The organism is Ewingella sp. AOP8-B2-18, assembly GCF_052376015.1.
Classification (GTDB): domain Bacteria; phylum Pseudomonadota; class Gammaproteobacteria; order Enterobacterales; family Enterobacteriaceae; genus Ewingella; species Ewingella allii.
This window is the reverse complement of the sequence record NZ_JBQSVB010000003.1, coordinates 199,272-222,696: the sequence shown is the minus strand read 5'-3', so window position 1 is coordinate 222,696 and position 23,425 is coordinate 199,272. Positions and strand designations below refer to the sequence as shown.

Below are 23,425 nucleotides of genomic sequence, written 5' to 3'. Positions count from 1 at the left end.
CTCAGAGTGCGCCGGCACGACCAAAGAAAGTCGCCGGATTATCGCGAAGTAAAGTGTCAACCTGACGCTGAGTAATGCCCGCGCCGAGTAACATGGGAACAAAAGTATCAACCAAATAACTAAAGCCACTGCCGCCATTGGCTTGCAGATGAGAACGACGCGTGATGTCCATCGACAACATGATTTTGTCGCAGAATCCGCGTTCAATCAGCGCGTGCAGCATTTCGACCCGACGGGTGTCCGGGAAGTAGCTGTTTTTACCGATTGTGTCGAACTGTACATAAACGCCTTTGTCGAGCATACGGAAAATTTGGTCCAGATCGTCTTTCAGATCACAGTGACCAATCACCACATTCTCTAACGCAACGCCATGATTTTCCAGCATCACGACCTGCTCCGGCCCCATGGTACTGAAGCTGGTATGGGTTGAAATCGGCAAACCTGTTGCATGATGAGCCAGCGCCGCAGCGTGGAACATTTTGGCCTCATCATCGGTGATCAGGTTTTCGCTGGTGCCGATTTCGGCGATGACACAAGGCTTAAGCGCAGTGCCATCGATACCGTTTTCAATCTCACCAATCATTTCTGCCGCTAACTGCTGGGCGCTGGTATTACGCACGTGGCCCGGATAGAAGCTGTCGGTGTAATAACCCGTTGAAGCCAAAACGTTAATGCCGGTATCGCGCATTAAATCCAACATAAACTGAGCATTGCGCCCCATATAGCGGTTGGTCACTTCGACAATATTGAGCACGCCTTTGCTCACCAGAGTGCGCATCTCGGCGCACAGAGGTTCGTACTGATCTAAACGGCAGTCGATATTGTCCTTAAAACCGGACAAATCGATATGCAAATGCTCGTGAGCATAGGTATATCCCAGTGGATTGATCATGGTTTTTTCTCCGGTGTTGGCGAAGTACTCGTCGTGGTTTTAAGCGACATTAAAGGCAAGAAAGAGCGACCGTTTTGCGGCGGTTCAGCGCCGAAAAAGTCACAGGCGCTAGCGCCTACGTCTGAAAGCGTAGTGCGCCAGCCCAGCTCAACCGGCGGTAATCCATGTTGATAGACCAACAAGGGAACCTGCTCACGGGTATGGCGGCTATGGCCAATCGTTGGGTCATTGCCGTGATCGGCAATCACCACCAGTAAGTCTTCAGGCTGCATGGCGTCAATAAACTGCGCCAGCGACTTATCGACGACTTGCAGGCGATCGGCGTAACGCTCCACGTCTTCTGCATGCCCTGCCAAATCCGTTTCCTGAATGTTAGTACAAATAAAAGCGTCGCCCGACTGGCTGATTTCTTGCAGCGTGATGTCGAGAATGGTTTGCGAGTCAACCAGTTGCATGTAACTCGTACCATGCTCATTGGAGACAATGTCCGCCACTTTGCCCACCAGCACTGTTTTGATACCTGCATCGTGCAATTTCGCCGGAGCCTGAGTCTTTTCGTCAACGCCGTAACCCAAATGGGCCACCTGAAAGTTTTTGCGATACAAACCGGAACGCGGCGCGTTGATGCCAATGTATTTACCATCGCGCACTTCGGCAGCATCGCGAATCGAGCTGCTATTGTCGATTTCACCGCCGAAAGCGATCACCCGCCCGACTTTGACACAGGCGCGAACGCAGCGGCCAATGTCCAGCGTTTGCGCGAAGCTGACCTGTGACAAATTGGCGCTGATGTTATAAACCTGACCTACATCGGCTTCCAGATTGTCGCCAATTGCCACCGCGTTGTTCACCCACAGGTAGCTTAAATCGTTGAGAACAATACGTTCTGTCACAAAACCTTTCAACCGCAATGCCTGTTCGACTTCATCAATCACCGCCGAGAACGGCATGGTCAACGGCGGCAATGGCAGCGTGCCCATGATCTCCTGATGGCCGACGAAGGTGTCTCCGCCCTCGTGCTGCAAGCCGATACGGCCAAAAGTCGCGGTCTCAGAAGGGGTCATACAACCCACCGGATAGCCCAGCGCATTCATCAAACCCATACTGCGCATCACGGGTAAATTCAGTTCAGGCAGGCGTTCAAGGATATGACCACAGGTGTTAGCACCGATATCCTGCGGGCGAACGTCTGGCACATCGGGCATCTCACCGATACCGAAACTGTCGATCACCAAAACAATATATTTACTCATTTCGCCTCCGCCTTAATGGAATTACCCACACTGTCGTACAGGCCGATTAACACCGGCTTTCCGGTTGAAACGCCGCTGATCAATGCCACATCGCTACGGGTGACAAACACTTGGGTTCGAAAACACATCACCACCGCGCTGCCGATAGGGTGTGACTCGGTAAGCTGTAAGCAGTAGTCGATGCTGGTCATGTCCGGTGCGATAACGCGGTCGCGGCGGCGGTCATCCCCGTCAATGACTAGCGCATTCTCCAGATTGCCACGGCGGTAATATCCGCCGCCAAAGCAGTAAGCGCGCCCTTCGTACTGATGCGATACCTCGGTGAGATACAGCATGGCAATTTTTTCCTGACAGGTGCCGCGCTGGTTAGCTGGCGTCGTGCCGGTTAAGGCGTGGCCAGGCTCGGCGTGAGTGACGCCCAACTGCGCCAACTCGGCAAAGGTTTCACAGCTCGAGGCACTCGGGGCGTTGACGTGGATGACGTCCACGCCCTGCTCGACCAAAATGTCGCGAGCCGACAGCAGAGTGTCCATGTTGGCGGTGCGCACGGTGCGCTGCTGTTTAGGGTCATACTGCATGCACGGGAAGTGCGTCACACCGGCGATGCTCACGCCCGCCAGCGTATTTAATTGCGCCACAACCTGCGGCAGCTCGCTAAGTTCAAAACCGCCCTCTTGGCCGCTATACAAAGCGTCACCGGCATGAGTAACCTTTAAGAGCAACGGCTGCACAATCCCGGCCTCAAGGGCCGCGGCAGAAATACTGCGGGCTTTCTCCAGCGAAAATACCGTTACCACCTCCGGGCGATGGCGTAGCACTTCGGCAATCATGCTTTCCGGCGGCTGAACCAGATGCCCCACGTGAGAAACCGGAATGCCGTGGCGCATTAGCTGGCGTGCTTCTTTAAAATCCACCGCCACAATGCCGGTAAAACCACTTTCAATCAGCAAACGGCACAGATGCGGATTGCGCCCGACCTGCTTGCTCATCGCATAGAGCGTAATGCCTAAACGCTTTGCCTCGGCCAGCAAAAGTCGGGCATTACTGAGCATCTGATCGACATCAATCACACAGGTATCCGGTGCAATTTCGCCTTTGCGCCACAGCGCGACGGCGGCGTCGATGAGAGCTGGATTCTGTTTTTCCAAAGCGTGTAAAAACATGAGTTGGCTTTCCCTTTCTGCTTACAGTCTAAATAATCATTTTTTTGAATATTTAAATCGTGAAAAATAGCGACAACTTGTCAGTGCCACTCGCTTAGCGGTTCTGATACAAACCCGCAATGTTCACCAGCAGGTAACCCACTTCATGCTCCGGCACATTCAATGGAAAATGGCCCATTACGTCCTGATGGATAACGGCTATCTGGTTGAATTCTTCCAGACTTTCCAGCTCGGCGCGCAGTTCGTCATCAATGCCCTGAATCTCTTCACCACGACGCGCACGCATCACGGCGTTAGCCAGGTGGGTCAGTGCCAAAATCCCCTGCTCGGTTCTCACCGGCAACTGCCAGTGACGCTCCAGACGCAATGTGACTAATCTCATTGCCTGATGAATGTCTTCATCAATCACCCCGGCCTCGGCCAGAATAGCGAGTCTTGTTTCCATAACTTCCTCTTTGTGTATAGCACCTAAGCGCCTGTAGTCTAAAAACTAATAACGAGGTTCGATCTCGCCTCGTTCAACGGCCTGCTGATGATTCAACAGGGCAAAAGTGTCCACCAGGGTGGTGAGCAATCGCAGGATCGGCGCATTGTCTTTTCGCACCAAAATCACCGCCTCCGACGCCTGCTGATAACGCGGATCGCCGGTCAGCGGGTGGGCTTCCAGCATCGGATTCGGCTGGGCATTGCTGACGTTCCAAATCGCGGCATCAATCATGTTGTTTTCAATATGGCGCAAACATTCGCTATAAGGCGTCTCGACCCACTCCACCTCTTTGCCAGCAAAAGCGATATCATTCAGCAGCCGCTGGTCAGGGGAGCTTGGGTCAAAGCCTACGCGGCGAATTTCGCCCGATGCCCCTTGGCGGCAAATCAACTGGTGGCCATCGACATATGAACGCGGACCAAGATTCACCGCCGTCACCACTTTGCCTTGCTCGATGTAACTGTCAGCCGCCAGACGGGACACCACGGCGATATCATAAATACCTTCGATCAGGCAGTTGATACGCACTTCGGCGCCGCGCATATGGGCAAAAAACAGCGGCAAAGTGGTGAATTGCGATCTCAGGCCACTGGCCAGCCCTTCATATAATTTGGTGTACGGCAACGGCATGGCGCAAACCAGATTGCCTAAATCCGCCTGTTGCAGCAGCTTGGACATATCCAGTTCTTTCAAAATGGTGCCGTTACGCCCGCGACGCTCAAGCTTGATTGAATCGTTCGCTTCCAGGGTTTTCAGCGCGTTCTGCACCACTCCGACTGATAGCGAGAATTCATCCGACATCTCATCAATGGTTCTAAGACGCTCGCCTCCTTTCATAACCAGCAAATATCTGGCGAGGCTAACGAGGGCAATACCTTCTTTCTTGATGAATGTCATACTCATTTTGGCAATTTCCGCGACGCACTAGAGAGGTCGAAAATAACATAAAAATCTTCAACAATTTGATGATTTAAATATTCATTTATTTGAAGGTATTAATCAAAGAGGAAAAACTTATAGTGAGGCGAAGATCACAAAGAAAAAAAGCCCGGTAAAGACCGGGCTTCAGAACAGATTATTTTACAATAGCTTAGCTTTCTAGCTTAAACAATTACGCTTTTTTAGAAGCCTGTACGTGCAACATTTCTAACGCCAAAGTGGCGGCAGCCAGCGCGGTGATTTCCGACTGGTCATAAGCGGGGGCAATCTCAACGATGTCCATGCCGACGATATCCAGATCCAAATCTTTCAGGCCGCGAACCAGTTTCAGCGCGCGATCTGAGGTCAGGCCGCCAATCACCGGAGTGCCGGTACCCGGAGCATGTGCCGGATCCAGACAGTCGATGTCGAAGCTCAGGTACACCGGCAGATCGCCAACGATCTGCTTAACCTGCGCCAGAATGTCGTCAACGGTGCGGTCGTTAACCTGCGCGGCGTCGAGCACGGTGAAGCCCAGATCCTTGTCGAACTCAGTACGAATACCGATCTGCACGGAGTGGTTTGGATCGATCAGACCTTCGTTCGGCGCATGGAAGAACATGGTGCCGTGGTCGAATTTGCTGCCGTTAGAGTAGGTGTCGGTGTGGGCATCGAAATGCACCAGCGCCATTTTACCAAAGTGCTTCGCGTGGGCGCGCAGCAGTGGCAGAGTCACGAAGTGGTCGCCACCGAAAGAGAGCATGCGTTTGCCGGAGGCCAGCACTTTTTCAGCGTGCTGTTGCAGCTTGTCGGTCAGGTCCTGTGCGTCGCCAAAGTTGAACACCACGTCGCCGCAGTCGATCACTTTCAGACGGTCGCGCAGGTCGAAATCCCACGGCCAGCGTTTGCCTTCCCACGCCAGATTCACAGATACCTGACGAATTGCCGCCGGGCCAAGACGTGCGCCAGAACGGCCAGAAGTCGCCATGTCGAAAGGAATGCCGGTGATAACCCAATCAGCATCAGCTTCATAAGGTTGAAAATTCAGTGGGAAGCGCAGGAAACCAAACGCGTTGGAAACCAGGGAGTTATCAGGTTGATGACCTAAAGTGCTCATTAAACGATCCTCTTTTGCTACGCCGCAGGGCGACAGCCATGACGGAGTGGTGAAGTATAGATGAAAAAAAATCCCCACCGCGTCGTTTACCCGACGAGGAAGGGATCTTCAGAATCAATATGTCTTGCTAATGGCGCGGATTTTACCCTATTCCGGCTTACCTTCAAGCCGGAATATCAGCCGCCTTACTCGTCTTCTTCCAGATAGGTGTAACCGTACAGGCCGGATTCAAACTCTTCGACGAACTGGGCCTGAAGAGCTTCATCCAGATCGGTTTCTTTCACCTGATCGCGGAAGCGGGCGAGCAGCACATTAGGGTCCAGCTGCACGTATTCCAGCATGTCAGCCACGGTGTCGCCGTCGTCTGATTGCTGAACTTCAATGCTGCCATCAGGGAAGACAAACACGTCAACCGCGGCGGTATCACCGAACAGGTTGTGCATGTTACCCAAGATTTCCTGATAAGCGCCGACCATGAAGAAGCCCAGCACTGGCGGGTTCTCTGGATCATACGGCGGCATTGGCATGGTGGTCGCCACGCCGTCACCGTCGATGTAATGGTCGATGGTGCCGTCGGAGTCACAGGTGATGTCCAGCAGCACCGCGCGGCCTACCGGCGGTTTATCCAACCCTTCCAGTGGCAGAACCGGGAACAGCTGATCGATACCCCACGCGTCCGGCATTGACTGGAACAGCGAGAAGTTGACGTACAGCTTGTCCGCCATGCGCTCTTGCAGCTCATCAATGATCGGGCGGTGCGCGCGGTTGCTCGGATCCAGCTGATCCTGAATCATATTGCAAATATTCAGATAGATATCTTCAGCCCAGGCGCGCTGAGTCAAATCCAAAATCCCGTGCGCGTACTGACTATGGACGTCGTGCAGGTCCATCTGGCTGTCGTGCAGCCATTCGCGCAGAGAGCGGCGATTTTCCGGATCATGCATTTCATTCCACGTGTCCCACATGCTGCTCAGAGCGCGCGGCGCGTCGTCACCCGGCGCTACCGGATCACGGAACTCGTTGCGCTCAACGCCAATCACGTTGGACACCAGCACGGTGTGGTGCGCAGTCACGGCGCGGCCAGACTCGGTGATCACCGTCGGGTGCGGCAGGCCGTGCTCATTACAGGCGTCGCCGATACCCCAAATCACGTTGTTAGCGTATTCGTTCAGGCCATAGTTGACCGAGCAATCTGACTGGGAGCGCGTCCCTTCATAGTCCACGCCGAGGCCGCCGCCCACGTCGAAGCATTGAATGTTCACGCCAAGCTTGTGCAGCTCGACGTAGAAGCGGGCAGATTCACGCACGCCGGTGGAGATATCACGGATGTTCGCCAGCTGGGAACCCAAATGGAAGTGCAGCAGTTGCAGGCTTTCCAGACGCCCAGCCTCACGAAGCATTTCAACCAGTTGCAGAACCTGCGAGGCCGCCAAACCGAATTTAGACTTCTCGCCGCCGCTCGACTGCCATTTGCCGGAACCCTGGGAGGAAAGACGCGCGCGCACGCCAAGACGTGGGATCACGTTCAGGCGCTCAGCCTCTTCCAGCACCAGCTTAATCTCAGTCATCTTTTCGATAACCAAGTAAACCTTGTGGCCCAGCTTCTCGCCAATCAACGCCAGACGAATGTATTCGCGGTCTTTATAGCCGTTACAAACAATCACCGAACGGGTCATGCCTGCGTGGGCCAGAACGGCCATCAGCTCGGCTTTAGAACCGGCTTCCAGACCCAGCGGCTCACCGGATTCAACCAGTGATTCAATGACGCGGCGGTGCTGGTTGACCTTAATCGGATAAACCAGGAAGTAATCACCCTCATAGCCGAAGGACTGACGGGCGCGTTTGAACGCGGCGTTAATCGAGCGCAGACGGTGCTGTAAAATTTGTGGGAAACAGAACAGCGCTGGCAGACGTTGGCCGTCCTGCTCGCGCATATCTTTTACCAGCTTCGCCAAATCCACGCGGGCAGACGGAACATCTGGATCCGGGCAGACGCTGATGTGGCCCAGTTCGTTGACGTCATAATAATTGTTACCCCAATAGGCAACGTTGTAGGTGCGCAGCATTTTGCTGGCATCACGATCGTTCACGGCAACCTCCTGCATGGAGCGCAAAGAAACAGAATCGCCCGCATGTGACGGACGGTGGGACTGGATGTCATCAGACATAAGTAAATCCTCTTGTAACACTGACCACATCGCCAGCCACTATCGCAGTAACAACAAGTGAGAACAACCCAAACAGCGGGCTTTGCGACAGGAGAAAACCCTGCAAAGCCGCGTTCGCAAACTGTTTATCACTCATATGATTATAGAATTCTTTTGCTTGTAAACATGATGCCGGACTCCGGTGAACGAGCCAGAACCCACCCATAGGGCTATCGCCCCTCAATGGCGGGCTACGTCAGTTTTAACGGGAGAAAAGATATTAACCGGCCCGATGTCGCTGAGTAGCGCTCAGAAATGTTGGACTGAGCTGTCTATAGTCAGGCTGTCTAAACGCTGCCGAATGACGGACCAGCTGTTTATAACATCGGATAGATGACAGAAATTTTTCAGAAAGGAGTGCTGCAGCAATTAAACCGGCCTGCAGGGGATGCTGTAGAAATGTTACAAACGGTAAAAAGTGGGTCATTAATCTAACCACCTCCACACGTGCCACGCATCACCGGCGGGCAGTCTTGCTGAGAAACAGTAAACACTGGAATACGCTGGATGAATGAAACATTCAGTGCGCGGGCCGTTATACCGACAACCCGCTGTAATTGCAAAATGAAATTGCGCAGAGGATTGTTTCGATCCGTGAATGTCACGCTAAAGCCGCACATAATGGCTACTTCTATCACAAAAATGACTGGCTTTTGTAACAGCTGCTATCCTAAAATAGCCGTCCAGATGTTAATCCGTCTATATCCTTCTTATGGATTATTCTTACACGATGTTGTGGATTAACTGTCAAACTGCTGAAGGTCTTTGCCTTGTGGGGACGTGCAGGATGCATTCGACGATATAAGAGCCGGACTCTTTATCTGCCGTGTTCCCATCGCTATGCAGTGATTTCTAACCCGTCGTATGAAGGTAAAGAAGATAATGGCTAAACACCTCTTTACGTCCGAATCTGTTTCAGAAGGACATCCAGATAAAATCGCAGACCAAATCTCCGATGCCGTCCTCGACGCGATTTTAGAGCAAGATCCAAAAGCACGCGTGGCGTGTGAGACTTACGTTAAAACCGGCATGGTATTAGTAGGTGGCGAAATCACCACCAGCGCCTGGGTAGACGTAGAAGAAATAACCCGTCAGACCATCCGTGAGATTGGTTACGTCAATTCAGAAATGGGCTTTGACGCCAACTCTTGCGCCGTTCTCAGCGCTATCGGTAAGCAATCTCCTGATATTAATCAGGGTGTTGACCGTTCTGATCCGCTGGAACAGGGCGCAGGCGACCAGGGTCTGATGTTTGGTTATGCGACCAATGAAACCGACGTGCTGATGCCTGCACCCGTGACTTATGCACACCGTCTGGTTCAGCGTCAGGCTGAAGTTCGCAAATCTGGCACGCTGCCATGGCTGCGCCCGGATGCGAAAAGCCAGGTCACTTTCCAGTATGACGAAGGCAAAATCGTCGGTATCGACGCCGTTGTACTGTCGACTCAGCACTCTGAAGACATCGCGCTGAAAGACCTGCAAGAAGCCGTGATGGAAGAGATCATCAAGCCCGTTCTGCCAGCAGAATGGCTGAACGCCAGCACCAAATATCACATCAACCCAACAGGCCGCTTTGTTATCGGTGGACCAATGGGCGACTGTGGTCTGACTGGCCGTAAAATCATCGTTGACACCTACGGCGGCATGGCGCGTCACGGCGGCGGTGCGTTCTCTGGTAAAGACCCGTCTAAAGTTGACCGTTCTGCGGCCTACGCTGCGCGCTACGTGGCGAAAAACATCGTGGCAGCGGGCCTGGCAGACCGTTGTGAGATCCAAGTTTCTTACGCTATTGGCGTAGCAGAACCCACTTCAATCATGGTTGAAACCTTCGGTACCGGTAAAGTTTCCAACGAGCAGTTAACGCTGCTGGTGCGTGAATTCTTCGACCTGCGCCCATACGGTTTGATCCAGATGATGGACCTGCTGCACCCAATCTATAAAGAAACTGCAGCCTACGGCCACTTTGGCCGCGAGCACTTCCCTTGGGAAAAAACTGACAAGGCAGCGCAACTGCGCGAAGCCGCCAACCTGTAATCGCTTTTCATTACAGAGTGCAAATAGCCCGGTGTTAACGCATCGGGCTTTTTTATGCCTGAATTTTCATCGTACCCTGCCGGTTGCCCTGCGCCGTAAACTAAGCGCACTAAGCATTAGCGACTACACTAAAAAGCGGATACCGGGGTGGTAAACGAAAAAAACATTAAAATGGAAGCGATTACAAAGTATATTTTCTTTACAATCATACGATTAGGGATAAAATCAGTGACTTATAAGTCAATACTGATTGATTAAAGTCAAAGAATTCCGTATTACTCTTCATCGCAAACCCTTTCCCCGGCATGGCTCCTCGCAAAAGCTTTACGAACCTGATATGCAATTGATTCGATAAGTGTAAACGATTACAACGCTGTGATCCGGCTCACTTTATGCGTGGGCAAGGGTAAATAACATAACAAGCTAAGCATTATTGCTATCTTTCGGAGGCAGTATGAGTAACTCAACGTCTAGCAAAGGGAAACGCTCGAATAAAAGCGTGACCTTCTTTGTCTGTTTTCTCGCTGCACTAGCGGGGCTGCTGTTCGGCCTTGATATCGGGGTCATCGCTGGCGCTCTTCCCTTCATCAGTCATGAATTCCAAATCACCAGCCACCAGCAAGAATGGGTGGTCAGCTCGATGATGTTTGGTGCAGCCGTGGGTGCTATCGGCAGTGGCTGGCTGAACTTCCGCCTTGGGCGTAAATTCAGCCTGATGATTGGCGCCGTGCTGTTCGTGGTCGGCTCCCTGTGCTCTGCCTTCGCGCCTAATACCGAAGTGCTGATCGTCGCACGCGTATTATTGGGTCTTGCAGTGGGTATTGCCTCCTACACCGCGCCAATTTATCTGTCAGAAATCGCGCCAGAGAAAATCCGCGGCAGCATGATTTCCATGTACCAGTTGATGATCACCATCGGTATCTTGGCAGCCTACCTGTCTGACACCGCCTTCAGCTACACCGGCGCATGGCGCTGGATGCTGGGTGTGATCACCATTCCTGCCCTGCTGCTGTTGATTGGCGTGTTCTTCCTGCCGGATAGCCCACGCTGGCTGGCGGCGCGTGGCGATGACAACAAGGCGCGACGCGTGCTGGAAAGACTGCGTGATAGCAGTGCTCAAGCGAAAAACGAGCTGGATGAAATCCGCGAAAGCCTGAAGATCAAACAGAGTGGCTGGGGCCTGTTCACCAGTAACAAGAACTTCCGCCGCGCGGTGTTCCTCGGCATCCTGTTGCAGGTGATGCAGCAGTTCACCGGGATGAACGTCATCATGTACTACGCGCCAAAAATCTTCGGGATCGCGGGCTTTGCCAGCACGTCTCAGCAGATGTGGGGCACGGTGATCGTCGGTTTGGTTAACGTTCTCGCCACCTTTATCGCCATTGGTCTGGTTGACCGCTGGGGGCGTAAACCTACGCTGAAACTGGGCTTCCTGGTGATGGCGCTGGGTATGGGTATTCTCGGCACCATGCTGCATATCGGCGTAGAATCCGACGCGGCGAAGTACTTCTCCATCGCCATGTTGCTGATGTTTATCGTCGGTTTTGCGATGAGCGCCGGTCCGCTGATTTGGGTACTGTGTTCTGAAATCCAGCCGCTGCGCGGTCGTGATTTTGGTATCACCGTGTCCACCGCCACCAACTGGATTGCCAACATGATTGTCGGTGCCACCTTCCTGACCATGCTGGACAGCCTCGGCAACGCCAATACCTTCTGGGTCTACGCCGCGCTGAACGTGGTGTTCATCTTCATCACCATTGCGTTGATTCCTGAAACGAAAAACGTTTCTCTGGAACACATCGAACGCAATCTGATGAAAGGCGAAGCACTGCGCGACATCGGTAAATAAATAAGTCATAAAACGGCTCCTCCCGCCCGTTGGGGGGAGCTTTCACTAACTGTTTGCATCTCCCCGCGCCGCGATTTATTCTTCGCCTGATGAAAAACCCACGCCTCCCTATCGCCCTGCAACAAGCCGTTATGCGCTGCCTGCGGGAAAAACTCCAGCTCGCTAACGCCTATTTCGGTACTGACTATTCAGAGCCAGAAATCAGCTATCAGCAGCGTGGAACCAGTGCGGGCAGTGCCTACCTGCAACACTGGCAAATCCGCCTCAACCCAATCTTACTGATTGAAAACCAGCAGCCGTTTATTGACGAAGTGGTGCCGCACGAGCTGGCGCACCTGTTGGTTTACCGGCGTTTTGGCCGCGCCGCCGCGCCCCACGGCAAAGAGTGGCGCTGGATGATGGAGCAGGTGCTCGGCGTTTCCGCCAGTCGCACCCATAAGTTCGAAACGGCCTCGGTTCAAAGCAAAACCTACCCTTATCTCTGCGCCTGTCAGGAGCACCAGTTGACGGTCAGACGCCACAACCGCGTCATGCGCAAAGAGTCGGAATATCGCTGTCGCCACTGTGGCGAACTGCTACGATTTCACGTCAAAGGATCGGGTTAATCGTTTGATTATTAAACAATAAAATCAGCATTTCCTGATTGTCAGCCCCGCCAGCTTTGGGTACCCTGCCCGCCTTTCGCATCAGATTGCTTTGCACACCAGGTTAATCATAAATATGTCTCGCAAATTCATTGCCTCACTGGGGCTCATCGCCGCATTTTTCCCTTTTCTCGCCATCAGCAAAGGCATTAACAACTTCAGCCAGGCCAAGGCCGAGGCGGTGAAGATCAATCAGGGCGCGCCGACCTTTTACTGCGGGTGCGACATCAATTGGAAAGGTAAGAAAGGCACGCCAGACCTGAAATCCTGCGGCTATCAGCCACGCAAGAATCTGTCTCGTGCGGAACGCATTGAGTGGGAGCACGTGATGCCAGCTTGGCAATTCGGCCACTTACGCCAGTGCTGGCAGGACGGCGGGCGCAAAAGCTGCGCGAAAGACGCGGGCTATCGCCAAATTGAAACTGACCTGCATAACCTGCAACCGGCGATTGGCGAGGTGAATGGCGACCGCAATAACTTTATGTACAGCCAGTGGAACGGTGGCGAAGGCCAATACGGTCGCTGCGAGATGAAGGTGGATTTCAAAGCCAAGGCCGCCGAGCCGCCAGCCCGCGCCCGTGGTGCCATTGCCCGCACCTATTTTTATATGCGCGATCGCTACCAGCTCAACTTATCGCGCCAGCAGACTCAGCTATTTACCGCGTGGAACAAGCAGTATCCGGTGACCTCGTGGGAATGCTTACGCGATAATCGCATTGCACAAGTACAGGGAAATCATAATCCTTACGTGCAGCAGGCTTGCATGCAGCAAAAGGGCTAACCTAAGATACCCACTTACTGAAGACTTTAAGGACAGCAGCCCGACATGCGCATACCTCGCATTTTTCACCCGCAACCTATTATCGACCACAGCGACATTGCGCTTAGCGAAGATGCGGCAAACCACACTGGCCGCGTATTGCGTATGCAGCCGGGGCAGACTATTCAGCTGTTTGATGGCAGCAACCAGACCTTTGAAGCCACGATCACCCACGTTGATAAGAAGAGCGTTCGCGTGAGCGTCGGAGCAGGCGTGCTGGCCGATAATGAATCTCCGCTGAATTTACATCTCGGGCAGGTTATCTCGCGCGGCGAAAAGATGGAGTTCACCATTCAGAAATCTATCGAGCTGGGCGTGAACACCATCACTCCGCTGTTTTCAGAGCGTTGTGGCGTTAAACTCGACGGCGAGCGGCTGGAGAAGAAGCTCCAGCAGTGGCAGAAAATTGCCATCGCGGCCTGCGAGCAGTGTGGCCGCAACCGTATTCCAGAAATTCGCGAAGCCATGCAGCTAGAAGCCTGGTGCGCCGAGCAGGACAATAGCCTGAAGCTCAATCTGCACCCGCGCGCCAGCCACAGCATCAATACGCTGCCGCTGCCGGTGGATAATGTCCGCCTGCTGATTGGCCCGGAGGGCGGTTTGTCCGCCGAAGAGATCGCCATGACCGGCGGCTACGGCTTCACAGATATCTTGCTCGGGCCGCGCGTGCTGCGCACGGAAACCACGGCGCTGACCGCAATCACCGCTTTGCAAGTTCGCTTCGGCGACTTAGGTTAAGCGAGGTCTATGCGCTTGAAGCATCAGGGGCATAGACAAATTCGCTAAGTTCGGGCTTCATCACTGTCCTATTACGCAAAAAATCGCAGCCAGATTAAATGGCAAGTCACACAGACCCAAACGTGTCGGAGAATACCCATGATCAAGCTTGGCATCGTAATGGACCCAATTTCGTCCATTAATATCAAAAAAGACACCAGCTTCGGCATGCTGCTGGAAGCACAAAGTCGCGGTTATGAACTGCACTATATGGAGATGGACTCTCTGTATCTGCGCGGCGGTGAAGGACGTGCTCTGACCCGTAAGCTGAGCGTGAAACAGGACTACGACAATTGGTATGAGTTCGGCTCAGAGCAGGACATCGCGCTGCAAGATCTGGACGTGATCCTGATGCGTAAAGATCCGCCGTTTGATACCGAATTTATCTACGCCACTTACATCCTTGAGCGCGCTGAAGAGAAAGGCACGCTTATTGTGAACAAACCGCAGAGCCTGCGTGACTGCAACGAGAAGCTGTTTACCGCGTGGTTCCCAGAGCTGACGCCAGACACGCTGGTGACCCGCAATGCGGCACAACTCAAAGCTTTCCATAAAGAGCACACTGACGTGATCCTCAAGCCGCTGGACGGCATGGGCGGCGCGTCAATCTTCCGTCTGAAACCAGAAGACGCCAACGTCTCGGTTATCATTGAAACACTGACCGAACACGGCAGCCGCTTCTGCATGGCGCAAAACTACCTGCCGGCCATCAAAGACGGTGACAAACGCGTCTTGGTGGTCGACGGCGAACCTGTGCCTTACTGCCTGGCGCGTATCCCGGCTCAGGGCGAAACCCGTGGGAATCTGGCCGCCGGTGGCCGTGGCGAAGCCCGTCCGTTAAGCGAAAGCGATTGGGCCATTGCTCGCAAAGTCGCGCCAATCCTCAAAGAGAAAGGTTTGATTTTCGTCGGTCTGGACATCATTGGTGACCGCCTGACGGAAATTAACGTGACCAGCCCGACCTGCGCCCGTGAAATTGAAGCCGCATTCCCGATTTCCGTTACCGGAATGCTGATGGACGCTATCGAAAAGCGTTTGGCAAATCGCTAATTTCAGCCATTCTGCTTTAATGTCATACCTAAGCCATGGCGTACTCCTACGCCATGGCGCTTATTTTAGAAGGTTAAATCTTACATACCATGAACTTACAACATCACTTCCTTATTGCCATGCCCGGACTGGATGAACCCACGTTCAAGCGTTCGGTCGTTTATGTTTGCGAACATAACGAAGACGGCGCAATGGGTCTGGTGATTAATAAACTGGTGGAAGATTTCACCGTCGAAAACGTCCTCGATAAATTAGAGATAACGCCTTCACCGCGCGATCCTGCAATCCGCTTAGACCGCCCAGTATTTTCTGGCGGCCCATTGGCTGACGATCGCGGGTTTATTCTGCACACGCCGCGCGCCGGATTTGGCTCCAGCATCCAGATTTCAGACACCACCATGATCACGACCTCCAAGGACGTCCTTGAGACTCTGGGCACGCCCGATCAGCCGAAAGATGTTTTAGTCGCGCTGGGCTACGCCGCCTGGGAGCAGGGCCAGCTGGAGAAAGAGCTGCTGGACAACGCGTGGCTGACCATTGAAGCCAACAGCGACATCCTGTTCCGCACGCCGATTGCCGAGCGCTGGCGCGAAGCGGCCAAGATGATTGGTATCAACGTCAGCCAGCTCGCCACCCACGCAGGTCACGCATAATGGCTAACCGCACGGTATTCGGCTTTGACTTCGGTACCAAAAGCATCGGTCTGGCTATCGGTCAAGAAGTCACCGGCACGGCTCGCCCGCTGACCTCCTTCAAAGCCCAAGATGGCACCCCCGACTGGCAAAAGATTGAGAAGCTGCTGAAAGAGTGGCTGCCCGATCTGGTGGTGGTTGGCCTGCCACTCAATATGGACGGCACCGAGCAGCCCCTGACCGCCCGCGCCCGCAAGTTTGCTAATCGCCTGCATGGCCGTTTTGGCGTTCAGGTTGAGCTACATGACGAACGCCTGAGCACCGTCGAAGCCCGTGCCGACCTGTTCGATCGCGGCGGATTCCGTGCGTTAGACAAAGGCAGCGTGGACGCCGCGTCCGCCGTCATCATTTTGGAAAGCTGGTTTGAGAAGCAGTGGAGTCAACCCGCGGCGGAGCAATAAGCCCGGTAGCGACGCGCTGCAAGCGACTCTGCTCGAAGGTTTGCATTCCGGCCTTACCGCCGGTTTGCAAAACATCCGCCAGTTGATGTGTCTTCCCTTCACGAATTAAATTGGCTACGGCTGGCGTCGAGGTCAGCACTTCAAACAGCGCCACTCTTTTCCCCTCATTTCCGGCTACCAACTTTTGCGCGATAATCCCGCGCAGGCTGCCTGCCAGCTGAGTTCTCACAAAGTTTTTCTCTTCCGCCGGGAAAACATCCACCAGCCGGTCGACGGCCTGAGTGGCATTGCGCGTATGCAAGGTTGCCAGCACCAAGTGGCCGGTTTCGGCGGCAGTCAGGGCCAGACGGATGCTTTCTGCGTCGCGTAATTCGCCAAGCAGCAGCACGTCCGGGTCCTCACGCAGCGCCCCGCGTATCGCCTCAATAAAGGATCGCGTATGTCGCCCCAACTCGCGCTGCTGAATCAGACAACGCTTGCTGTGGTGAATAAACTCAATCGGGTCTTCCAGCGTGATCACGTGCCGCGCCCGGCTGCGATTAAGGTAATCAATCATCGCCGCAAGGGTGGTGGATTTGCCACTGCCCGTAGCGCCGGTGACAAGAATCAACCCGTCCTCTTGGGTTGCCAGCTCGGCTAAGACCTGCGGCACGTGGAGCTGCTCCAGCTGCGGGCATTTCTCCGGCACGCGGCGCAGCGCGGCTGACAAGCCGTGCAGCTGTTTGAAGAAATTCACCCTGATGCGCTGGCCCGTGCCAAGAGTGATGGCGCAATCGGCCTGCCCTTCTCGCTGTAACGCCTCCAACTGCTGGGGTTCCAGCCAGATGTCACTCAGCCAGCGCATGTTTTCGGCACTGATTTTGGGCGTCCCCTGCAACGGCTGTAATTCTCCCTGCGTGCGTAACATCGGTTGATGTCCGGCGCAGAGGTGCAGATCTGACGCATTTTGCTTTACACTACGCTCCACAAATCCATTGATATCCACTTTAAAACCTCCTGAGTCACTATGAGCCTTAGTCAGCACAACGCTATTGGGAAGAACCTACAGGATGTCCGTGAGAAAATCGCAGCCGCTGCAAAGCGCTGCGAGCGGCCTCTGGAAGAAATTACGCTGCTTGCAGTCAGCAAAACTAAACCTGCGAGCGACGTCGAAAAAGCCATTGAAGCCGGGCAGTTGGCCTTCGGTGAAAACTACGTTCAGGAAGGCGTGGAGAAGATTGCGCACTTTGCCGGACATCAGCCTGCATTGACATGGCACTTTATCGGCCCGCTGCAATCCAATAAAAGCCGTCTGGTGGCTGAGAATTTCGACTGGTGCCACACCGTCGATCGTCTAAAAATTGCCCAGCGACTAAATGAACAGCGTCCGGCAGGCTTAGCGCCGCTTAACGTATTGATTCAAGTAAACATTAGCGATGAAGCCAGTAAGTCTGGCATTGGGCTAAGTGAAGTCGATGCCTTGGCTGAACAGATAAGCCAGATGCCCAATCTTGTTTTGCGCGGCTTGATGGCCATTCCGGCTGTAGAAACCGATTATCAGCGCCAGTTGGCGGTGTTCACCGAGATGCGCGAAGCCTTTGACGCCCTGCGCCAGCGCTACCCGCAGGCCGACACGCTGTCGATGGGGATGACCGATGACATGCCCGCCGCGATTGCCGCTGGCAGTACCATGGTGCGAATTGGTACCGCAATATTTGGTGCGCGTGACTACGCTTAGTCACATTCATCCCCATATCCTATAAAAATCCAGCATCAAGCTAGCAAGGAGCCTCATGCAACATCGCAAACTCTGTTTTATCGGCGCAGGTAACATGGCAGGTGCCATCATTTCTGGCCTGATCGAAAGCGGCTATCCGGCAAACTTAATCAGCGTGTGCGCCCCTTCGGGCAAAAACCGTGACCCACTGGCGGAAAAATATGGCGTAAAAAGCAGCGACGACAATATTGGCTGCGCCAAAGACGCCGAGGTTGTTGTGCTGGCGGTTAAACCACAACTGATGGCAGATGTATGTAAAACACTGCAAAAGGACGTGGATTTTAGCGGGAAACTGGTACTGTCAATCGCCGCAGGCGTGAAGGTCGCGCGCTTCAAAGAGCTGCTTAGCGACAATCTGAAGATCGTGCGCATTATGCCAAATACCCCGTCGCTGGTCGGTCAGGGCATGAGCGGTTTGTATGCGCCAGAAGACGTGGGCCAGCAGGATCGCGACTACACCAGCGACCTGATGACCGCCGTCGGCAAAGTGTGCTGGGTTGATAGCGAAGAAGGTATTAACCACGTTATCGCCGCCGCGGGCAGTGCGCCGGCCTATTTCTTCCTGTTTATGGAAGCGATGCAAGCCGAAGCCGAGCGTTTAGGTTTTAGTACCGACACCGCCCGTATGCTGGTTGAGCAAGCGGCAAGCGGCGCGTCAGCACTGGTGGCCGCCAGCCCGGACACGCCGCTGTCCACCCTGCGCGAGAACGTCACCTCAAAAGGCGGCACGACCTTCGAAGCGCTAAAAGTCCTTACCGATCAGAAGTTGCCAGAAATTGTTTCGCAAGCCATGCAAGCTGCCATTAAACGCGCGCAGGAAATGGAAAAACTGTTCTAATTCATCATTCTGAACACATAAAAATATTGATGCCCTAGCTCCTGCGAGCCGTCTCGCACGATGCCGGGCAAACACAAGGGTAACGCATGTTAACGCTGACTTTCTTGGTTAAAACCCTGATTGACCTGTATGTCATGGTTTTACTATTACGCATCTGGATGCAGTGGGCGCGGACCGATTTTTACAATCCGTTCTCACAGTTCGTGGTGAAAATCACCCAGCCAATCATTGGGCCGCTGCGTCGCATTATTCCGCCGCTGGGGCCGATTGACAGCGCCTCGCTGCTGCTGGCTTTCTTGCTGATGACTATCAAATATCCACTGCTGCTGTTGATTCAGGGCGGAGGAATTTCACTTAGCCCTTATAACCTGCTGTTCGGCCTGATTGCGCTGGTGAAGTCGGCGGGCTATCTGGTGTTCTGGCTTATCATTATCCGCTCGCTGATGAGCTGGGTCAGCCAGGGCCGTGGGCCGATGGACTATGTATTGATGCAGCTGACCGAGCCGCTAATGTCGCCGATTCGCCGCTTTTTGCCCGCGATGGGCGGTATCGACTTCTCAGCGATGGTGGTGATCCTTATCCTCTATATGCTGAATTATCTTGGTATGGATCTGCTGGGTGAGCTGTGGTTCCTGCTCTAAACCCGGTCTGCTGGCAGGCCGACGCACTGGTTTTACGGCTAGTTATTCAGCCGAAAGCCAGCCGCGACGGCCTGATAGGTTTGCATGGCGACGAGTTCAAAGTCGCCATCACCGCCCCGCCCGTTGATGGTCAAGCGAATACGCATCTGGTGAAATACCTCGCCAAACAGTTTAAAGTCGCCAAAAGTCAGGTCAGTATTGAGAAAGGCGAATTGGGCCGTCACAAACAAGTCCGCATTGAAAATCCGCAACAGATACCGACCGAAGTCGCGACGTTGCTCGCAAAATAATCGTTAACTCTCAGGACAATAAAGCCGGACTGACGCCCGCAAAGGGTAAGTAAGCCGCTTTATCAGGATAAAATCTCATGCAAAAAGTAGTCTTAGCGACCGGCAACCCCGGCAAAGTGCGCGAACTCGCCCACCTGTTAGCTGACTTCGGCCTTGATGTTGTGGCTCAAACCGAGCTTGGCGTGGAGTCAGCCGAGGAAACCGGCATGACCTTTATTGAGAACGCCATTTTGAAAGCGCGCCACGCCGCCGCCATCACCGGCCTGCCTGCCATCGCCGATGATTCTGGCTTAGCCGTGGATATCTTGGGCGGCGCGCCGGGCATCTACTCGGCACGTTACGCCGGTTTAGAAGCCAGCGATCAGCAGAATCTCGATAAACTGCTGGTCACGCTGAAAGACGTGCCGCAGGGCCAGCGCAGCGCCCAGTTCCACTGCGTGCTGGTTTATATGCGCCACGCCGAAGACCCGACGCCCATCGTCTGCCACGGCAGCTGGGACGGCGAAATCCTGTTTGCGGAAGCGGGCAAAGGCGGCTTCGGCTATGACCCTATCTTCCAGGTTCCGGCGCTGGGTAAATCCGCCGCCGAACTGACCCGTGAAGAGAAAAGCGCGGTATCCCACCGCGGGCAGGCACTGAAATTACTGCTTGCCGCTATGAAAGAGAAAACCCAGAAGAATGCGTAAGTTACCGCCGCTAAGTCTTTACATCCATATCCCGTGGTGCGTGCAGAAATGCCCGTACTGCGATTTCAATTCACACGCGCTGAAAGGCGAAGTGCCGCACGACGATTATGTGGCGCACTTGCTGGCAGACTTGGATGCTGACCTGCATCTGACCGCGGGCCGCGAGGTGAAGACCATTTTTATCGGCGGCGGAACCCCAAGTTTGCTCAGCGCGCAAGCGATGCAAAACCTGCTCGACGGTGTGCGTGCGCGCCTGCCATTGGCGGCGGATGCTGAAATCACCATGGAAGCCAACCCCGGCACGGTAGAAGCAGACCGCTTCAGCGGCTACCAGCGCGCTGGCGTCAATCGCATCTCAATTGGCGTGCAAAGCTTTAGTGCGCAAAAGCTGGAGCGTCTGGGGCGCATTCACGGCCCTGATGAAGCCAAACGCGCCGCGCATCTGGCGACTGGCCTCGGGCTGCGCAGCTTCAACCTCGACTTAATGCACGGTTTGCCAGATCAGACGCTGGAAGAGGCGCTGGACGATTTGCGACAGGCGATTGCTCTCAATCCGCCGCACCTCTCTTGGTATCAGCTCACCATCGAGCCTAATACCATGTTCGCTTCGCGCCCGCCAAAGCTCCCAGACGACGACGCGCTGTGGGATATCTTCGAGCAGGGCGACCAGCTGCTGACCGCCGCGGGCTACCAGCAGTATGAAACCTCGGCCTACGCCAAGCCAGGTTATCAGTGCCAGCACAACCTCAACTACTGGCGTTTTGGCGACTACCTCGGCATTGGCTGTGGCGCGCATGGCAAGCTCACTCAACCCGACGGGCAGATTTTGCGTACCGTGAAAACCAAGCATCCACGGGGTTATATGCAGGGGCGCTACATGGATAAACAGCATCAGGTGGAAACCGCCGAGCTGCCGTTTGAGTTCTTTATGAACCGTTTCCGCCTGCTGGAAGCCGCGCCGCGCGAGGAGTTTGCAATTTATACCGGTTTGGACGAATCCACCATTCGCCCGCAGTTGGATGAGGCTATCGCCAAGAATTATCTGCTCGAAACGGATTCACACTGGCAAATCACCGAGCACGGCAAGCTGTTCCTCAACTCCTTGCTGGAACTGTTTTTGGATGAATAGAAGTTAATTAAATGTAACTAAAAGCAATCTGCCACTAACAATCAAATAACATTCGGCTCCTGTCAGTACTCTGTGGTTAAGCAGTAGACAACTGCATCCGCAAGATAAAACGACAGGAGCTGTCATGAAAGTCTCTCTATTCAGCCGCTACACCTGCTTTACGCTGTGCCTGCTTATCACCCTCGTCAGCCTGTTTTACCTCTCACGCATTGAAGGCATGTGGATAGTCACCCTGATCTTCGCCGCGCTGAGCCTGCTTGGCTGCTGGGACGTGGTGCAGAAGCGCCACTCGATTTGCCGTAACTATCCGGTGATTGGCCGCATACGCTTTTTGATTGAATTTATTCGCCCCGAGCTGCGCCAGTATTTATTGGAAGAAGATAACGAAGAGATCCCGTTCTCACGTACCCAGCGCACGCTTGTCTATCGCCGCGCCAAAAACGAGATGGGCGAGAAGCCTTTTGGCACCTTGCTGGACGTCTATCAAACCGGCTATGAGTGCATCGGCCACTCAATGCAGCCCGTGCCGGTGTCAGACCCGGAGAGCTTCCGCGTCGAGATTGGCGGGCCGGACTGCCAGCAGCCCTACTCCGCCTCGGTATTTAATATCTCCGCCATGAGCTTCGGCGCGCTCTCCGCTAACGCCATTCGCGCCCTGAACAAAGGCGCAGCAATGGGCAATTTCTACCACGATACCGGCGAAGGCAGCATCAGCCGCTACCACCGCGAACACGGCGGCGACCTAGTGTGGGAGCTGGGCAGCGGCTATTTCGGCTGCCGCACGGAGAACGGCGAGTTTGACCCGGTGCAGTTTGCCCGTCAGGCAAAAAGCTCTCAGGTCAAAATGATCGAGATAAAACTGAGTCAGGGGGCTAAACCCGGCCACGGCGGGATCCTGCCGGGCAAGAAAGTGGATGCCGAAATCGCCGCAACGCGCGGCGTGCCGCAGGGCGTGGATTGCATCTCTCCGGCTTCTCACAGCGCGTTTAGCAATCCGCGTGAGATGATGCATTTCATCGCCAAGCTGCGCGAGCTCTCCGGCGGCAAACCTGTCGGCTTCAAGCTGTGCATCGGCCATCCGTGGGAGTTCGTGGCTATCGCCAAAGCCATGCTGGAAACCAAGATCCTGCCGGACTTTATCGTGGTTGATGGTAAAGAAGGCGGCACCGGCGCAGCACCGCTCGAGCTGTCGAACTACATGGGGATGCCGCTGCGCGAGGGGCTGCTGTTTGTACACAACACCCTGACCGGCTGTAACCTGCGCAATAAAATCAAGATTGGTGCCAGCGGCAAGATGATCAGCGCCTTTGATATCGCCAGCGTCATGGCGCTGGGCGCGGACTGGGTGAACTCGGCGCGCGGCTTTATGTTTGCCGTCGGCTGCATTCAGTCGCAGAGTTGCCACACCAACCGCTGCCCGACCGGCGTCGCCACTCAAGATAGTCTGCGGCAGAAAGCCTTAGTCGTGCCGGACAAGGCCGAGCGGGTTTACCATTTCCACCAAAATACCGTCAAAGCATTGGCCGAGATGCTGGCCGCAGCGGGCGTCAGCCGCCCAGAGCAGCTTACGTCACACCATATGCTGCGCCGCATCACGTCAACGGAAATCAAGGTCTACGCGGATATCTACTACTATCTGGAACCCGGCGCACTGCTGAAAGATAAGATAGAAAGCGACTTCTATAGCCGCATGTGGCGGATGGCAACGCCATCAAGTTTTGATGCTCAGCTGATCGCGCTGGCGAGTTAAGAATGGCGCGATGAGCAGACTCGCGCCACTA

23 protein-coding genes are annotated in these 23,425 nt (G+C 54.3%); 15 read left to right on the top strand and 8 right to left on the bottom strand.

Going from position 1 to position 23,425, the window contains the following annotated elements; genetic code table 11:
- Position 1: 1 nt before the first annotated feature.
- The 7 genes from ACT3RR_RS08930 to speA form a co-directional block, all read right to left on the bottom strand.
- Entirely contained in the window at positions 2-892 is an 891-nt protein-coding gene (locus tag ACT3RR_RS08930) for a phosphotriesterase-related protein (RefSeq protein ID WP_353503358.1), read from the bottom strand.
- Positions 889-2,145, bottom strand: coding sequence for a phosphopentomutase (locus ACT3RR_RS08925; protein ID WP_496200134.1), 1,257 nt, complete (start codon positions 2,143-2,145; stop codon positions 889-891). Before ACT3RR_RS08925 ends, ACT3RR_RS08930 begins: the two co-directional genes overlap by 4 nt.
- Positions 2,142-3,308 carry a YhfX family PLP-dependent enzyme gene (locus ACT3RR_RS08920; protein ID WP_353503360.1) on the bottom strand — a complete coding sequence of 389 codons (1,167 nt, stop codon included), beginning with the start codon at positions 3,306-3,308 and terminating at the stop codon, positions 2,142-2,144. Before ACT3RR_RS08920 ends, ACT3RR_RS08925 begins: the two co-directional genes overlap by 4 nt.
- Before the next feature lie 94 nt (positions 3,309-3,402).
- Positions 3,403-3,753 (bottom strand): PRD domain-containing protein, encoded by a 351-nt coding sequence (locus tag ACT3RR_RS08915; RefSeq protein WP_353503361.1) that lies wholly within the window; start codon positions 3,751-3,753, stop codon positions 3,403-3,405.
- 45 nt (positions 3,754-3,798) lie between these two features.
- Complete coding sequence (gene yhfZ, locus ACT3RR_RS08910; RefSeq protein WP_353503362.1) at positions 3,799-4,698, bottom strand: GntR family transcriptional regulator YhfZ; 900 nt, start codon at positions 4,696-4,698, stop codon at positions 3,799-3,801.
- Between the two features lie 208 nt (positions 4,699-4,906).
- Positions 4,907-5,830, bottom strand: a complete 924-nt coding sequence (gene speB, locus ACT3RR_RS08905; RefSeq protein ID WP_353503363.1) for an agmatinase — start codon at positions 5,828-5,830, stop codon at positions 4,907-4,909.
- Between the two features lie 185 nt (positions 5,831-6,015).
- Positions 6,016-7,998: a biosynthetic arginine decarboxylase gene (speA, locus tag ACT3RR_RS08900; protein WP_353503364.1), complete on the bottom strand. Its 1,983-nt coding sequence runs from the start codon at positions 7,996-7,998 to the stop codon at positions 6,016-6,018.
- 921 nt (positions 7,999-8,919) lie between these two features.
- Between speA and metK the strand changes: the two genes are divergently transcribed.
- From metK to ruvX, 8 genes are all read left to right on the top strand, one after another.
- Positions 8,920-10,071, top strand: coding sequence for a methionine adenosyltransferase (gene metK / locus ACT3RR_RS08895; protein WP_353503365.1), 1,152 nt, complete (start codon positions 8,920-8,922; stop codon positions 10,069-10,071).
- A gap of 454 nt (positions 10,072-10,525) precedes the next feature.
- A complete protein-coding gene (locus ACT3RR_RS08890) occupies positions 10,526-11,920 on the top strand; it encodes a sugar porter family MFS transporter (protein ID WP_353503366.1) in 1,395 nt (464 codons plus the stop codon).
- Positions 11,921-12,009: 89 nt separating this feature from the next.
- Entirely contained in the window at positions 12,010-12,525 is a 516-nt protein-coding gene (locus ACT3RR_RS08885; RefSeq protein WP_353503367.1) for a SprT family zinc-dependent metalloprotease, read from the top strand.
- Between the two features lie 115 nt (positions 12,526-12,640).
- Positions 12,641-13,345, top strand: a complete 705-nt coding sequence (gene endA, locus ACT3RR_RS08880; protein WP_496200133.1) for a deoxyribonuclease I — start codon at positions 12,641-12,643, stop codon at positions 13,343-13,345.
- 45 nt (positions 13,346-13,390) lie between these two features.
- On the top strand, positions 13,391-14,122 hold the full coding sequence (rsmE, locus tag ACT3RR_RS08875) for a 16S rRNA (uracil(1498)-N(3))-methyltransferase (protein ID WP_353503369.1): 732 nt from the start codon (positions 13,391-13,393) through the stop codon (positions 14,120-14,122).
- A 138-nt stretch (positions 14,123-14,260) separates the two neighbouring features.
- A complete protein-coding gene (gshB, locus tag ACT3RR_RS08870) occupies positions 14,261-15,211 on the top strand; it encodes a glutathione synthase (protein ID WP_485902526.1) in 951 nt (316 codons plus the stop codon).
- Between the two features lie 89 nt (positions 15,212-15,300).
- The gene (locus ACT3RR_RS08865; protein WP_353503371.1) at positions 15,301-15,864 is read left to right on the top strand and encodes a YqgE/AlgH family protein; all 564 of its coding nucleotides are present in this window, start codon (positions 15,301-15,303) and stop codon (positions 15,862-15,864) included.
- Complete coding sequence (ruvX, locus tag ACT3RR_RS08860; RefSeq protein WP_353503372.1) at positions 15,864-16,304, top strand: Holliday junction resolvase RuvX; 441 nt, start codon at positions 15,864-15,866, stop codon at positions 16,302-16,304. The genes ACT3RR_RS08865 and ruvX overlap by 1 nt, the downstream gene beginning before the upstream one ends.
- On the opposite strand, the gene ACT3RR_RS08855 is transcribed toward ruvX, so the two are convergent.
- A complete protein-coding gene (locus ACT3RR_RS08855; RefSeq protein WP_353503373.1) occupies positions 16,249-17,289 on the bottom strand; it encodes a type IV pilus twitching motility protein PilT in 1,041 nt (346 codons plus the stop codon). The genes ruvX and ACT3RR_RS08855 overlap by 56 nt on opposite strands.
- A gap of 21 nt (positions 17,290-17,310) precedes the next feature.
- On the opposite strand from ACT3RR_RS08855, the gene ACT3RR_RS08850 reads away from it, so the two are divergent.
- The 7 genes from ACT3RR_RS08850 to ACT3RR_RS08820 all read left to right on the top strand — a co-directional run bounded on the left by ACT3RR_RS08850 (position 17,311) and on the right by ACT3RR_RS08820 (position 23,394).
- Positions 17,311-18,021 (top strand): YggS family pyridoxal phosphate-dependent enzyme, encoded by a 711-nt coding sequence (locus tag ACT3RR_RS08850; RefSeq protein ID WP_396131377.1) that lies wholly within the window; start codon positions 17,311-17,313, stop codon positions 18,019-18,021.
- A 55-nt stretch (positions 18,022-18,076) separates the two neighbouring features.
- Positions 18,077-18,898 (top strand): pyrroline-5-carboxylate reductase, encoded by an 822-nt coding sequence (gene proC / locus ACT3RR_RS08845; RefSeq protein ID WP_496200132.1) that lies wholly within the window; start codon positions 18,077-18,079, stop codon positions 18,896-18,898.
- Positions 18,899-18,984: 86 nt separating this feature from the next.
- Positions 18,985-19,539, top strand: a complete 555-nt coding sequence (locus ACT3RR_RS08840; RefSeq protein ID WP_034793103.1) for a YggT family protein — start codon at positions 18,985-18,987, stop codon at positions 19,537-19,539.
- Positions 19,524-19,829, top strand: a complete 306-nt coding sequence (gene yggU / locus ACT3RR_RS08835; RefSeq protein WP_034793106.1) for a DUF167 family protein YggU — start codon at positions 19,524-19,526, stop codon at positions 19,827-19,829. Before ACT3RR_RS08840 ends, yggU begins: the two co-directional genes overlap by 16 nt.
- 77 nt (positions 19,830-19,906) lie before the next feature.
- A complete protein-coding gene (gene rdgB, locus ACT3RR_RS08830) occupies positions 19,907-20,515 on the top strand; it encodes an RdgB/HAM1 family non-canonical purine NTP pyrophosphatase (RefSeq protein WP_496200131.1) in 609 nt (202 codons plus the stop codon).
- On the top strand, positions 20,508-21,644 hold the full coding sequence (hemW, locus tag ACT3RR_RS08825; RefSeq protein WP_353503377.1) for a radical SAM family heme chaperone HemW: 1,137 nt from the start codon (positions 20,508-20,510) through the stop codon (positions 21,642-21,644). The genes rdgB and hemW overlap by 8 nt, the downstream gene beginning before the upstream one ends.
- Before the next feature lie 124 nt (positions 21,645-21,768).
- A complete protein-coding gene (locus tag ACT3RR_RS08820) occupies positions 21,769-23,394 on the top strand; it encodes an FMN-binding glutamate synthase family protein (protein WP_353503378.1) in 1,626 nt (541 codons plus the stop codon).
- Positions 23,395-23,425 lie beyond the last annotated feature (31 nt).

What these genes read in the sequence shown, in the direction of transcription:
- ACT3RR_RS08930 (WP_353503358.1), bottom strand. Translation starts at nt 892, where the DNA reads ATGATCAATCCACTGGGATATACCTATGCTCACGAGCATTTGCATATC.
- ACT3RR_RS08925 (WP_496200134.1), bottom strand. Translation starts at nt 2,145, where the DNA reads ATGAGTAAATATATTGTTTTGGTGATCGACAGTTTCGGTATCGGTGAG.
- ACT3RR_RS08920 (WP_353503360.1), bottom strand. Translation starts at nt 3,308, where the DNA reads ATGTTTTTACACGCTTTGGAAAAACAGAATCCAGCTCTCATCGACGCC.
- ACT3RR_RS08915 (WP_353503361.1), bottom strand. Translation starts at nt 3,753, where the DNA reads ATGGAAACAAGACTCGCTATTCTGGCCGAGGCCGGGGTGATTGATGAA.
- yhfZ (WP_353503362.1), bottom strand. Translation starts at nt 4,698, where the DNA reads ATGAGTATGACATTCATCAAGAAAGAAGGTATTGCCCTCGTTAGCCTC.
- speB (WP_353503363.1), bottom strand. Translation starts at nt 5,830, where the DNA reads ATGAGCACTTTAGGTCATCAACCTGATAACTCCCTGGTTTCCAACGCG.
- speA (WP_353503364.1), bottom strand. Translation starts at nt 7,998, where the DNA reads ATGTCTGATGACATCCAGTCCCACCGTCCGTCACATGCGGGCGATTCT.
- metK (WP_353503365.1), top strand. Translation starts at nt 8,920, where the DNA reads ATGGCTAAACACCTCTTTACGTCCGAATCTGTTTCAGAAGGACATCCA.
- ACT3RR_RS08890 (WP_353503366.1), top strand. Translation starts at nt 10,526, where the DNA reads ATGAGTAACTCAACGTCTAGCAAAGGGAAACGCTCGAATAAAAGCGTG.
- ACT3RR_RS08885 (WP_353503367.1), top strand. Translation starts at nt 12,010, where the DNA reads ATGAAAAACCCACGCCTCCCTATCGCCCTGCAACAAGCCGTTATGCGC.
- endA (WP_496200133.1), top strand. Translation starts at nt 12,641, where the DNA reads ATGTCTCGCAAATTCATTGCCTCACTGGGGCTCATCGCCGCATTTTTC.
- rsmE (WP_353503369.1), top strand. Translation starts at nt 13,391, where the DNA reads ATGCGCATACCTCGCATTTTTCACCCGCAACCTATTATCGACCACAGC.
- gshB (WP_485902526.1), top strand. Translation starts at nt 14,261, where the DNA reads ATGATCAAGCTTGGCATCGTAATGGACCCAATTTCGTCCATTAATATC.
- ACT3RR_RS08865 (WP_353503371.1), top strand. Translation starts at nt 15,301, where the DNA reads ATGAACTTACAACATCACTTCCTTATTGCCATGCCCGGACTGGATGAA.
- ruvX (WP_353503372.1), top strand. Translation starts at nt 15,864, where the DNA reads ATGGCTAACCGCACGGTATTCGGCTTTGACTTCGGTACCAAAAGCATC.
- ACT3RR_RS08850 (WP_396131377.1), top strand. Translation starts at nt 17,311, where the DNA reads ATGAGCCTTAGTCAGCACAACGCTATTGGGAAGAACCTACAGGATGTC.
- proC (WP_496200132.1), top strand. Translation starts at nt 18,077, where the DNA reads ATGCAACATCGCAAACTCTGTTTTATCGGCGCAGGTAACATGGCAGGT.
- ACT3RR_RS08840 (WP_034793103.1), top strand. Translation starts at nt 18,985, where the DNA reads ATGTTAACGCTGACTTTCTTGGTTAAAACCCTGATTGACCTGTATGTC.
- rdgB (WP_496200131.1), top strand. Translation starts at nt 19,907, where the DNA reads ATGCAAAAAGTAGTCTTAGCGACCGGCAACCCCGGCAAAGTGCGCGAA.
- hemW (WP_353503377.1), top strand. Translation starts at nt 20,508, where the DNA reads ATGCGTAAGTTACCGCCGCTAAGTCTTTACATCCATATCCCGTGGTGC.
- ACT3RR_RS08820 (WP_353503378.1), top strand. Translation starts at nt 21,769, where the DNA reads ATGAAAGTCTCTCTATTCAGCCGCTACACCTGCTTTACGCTGTGCCTG.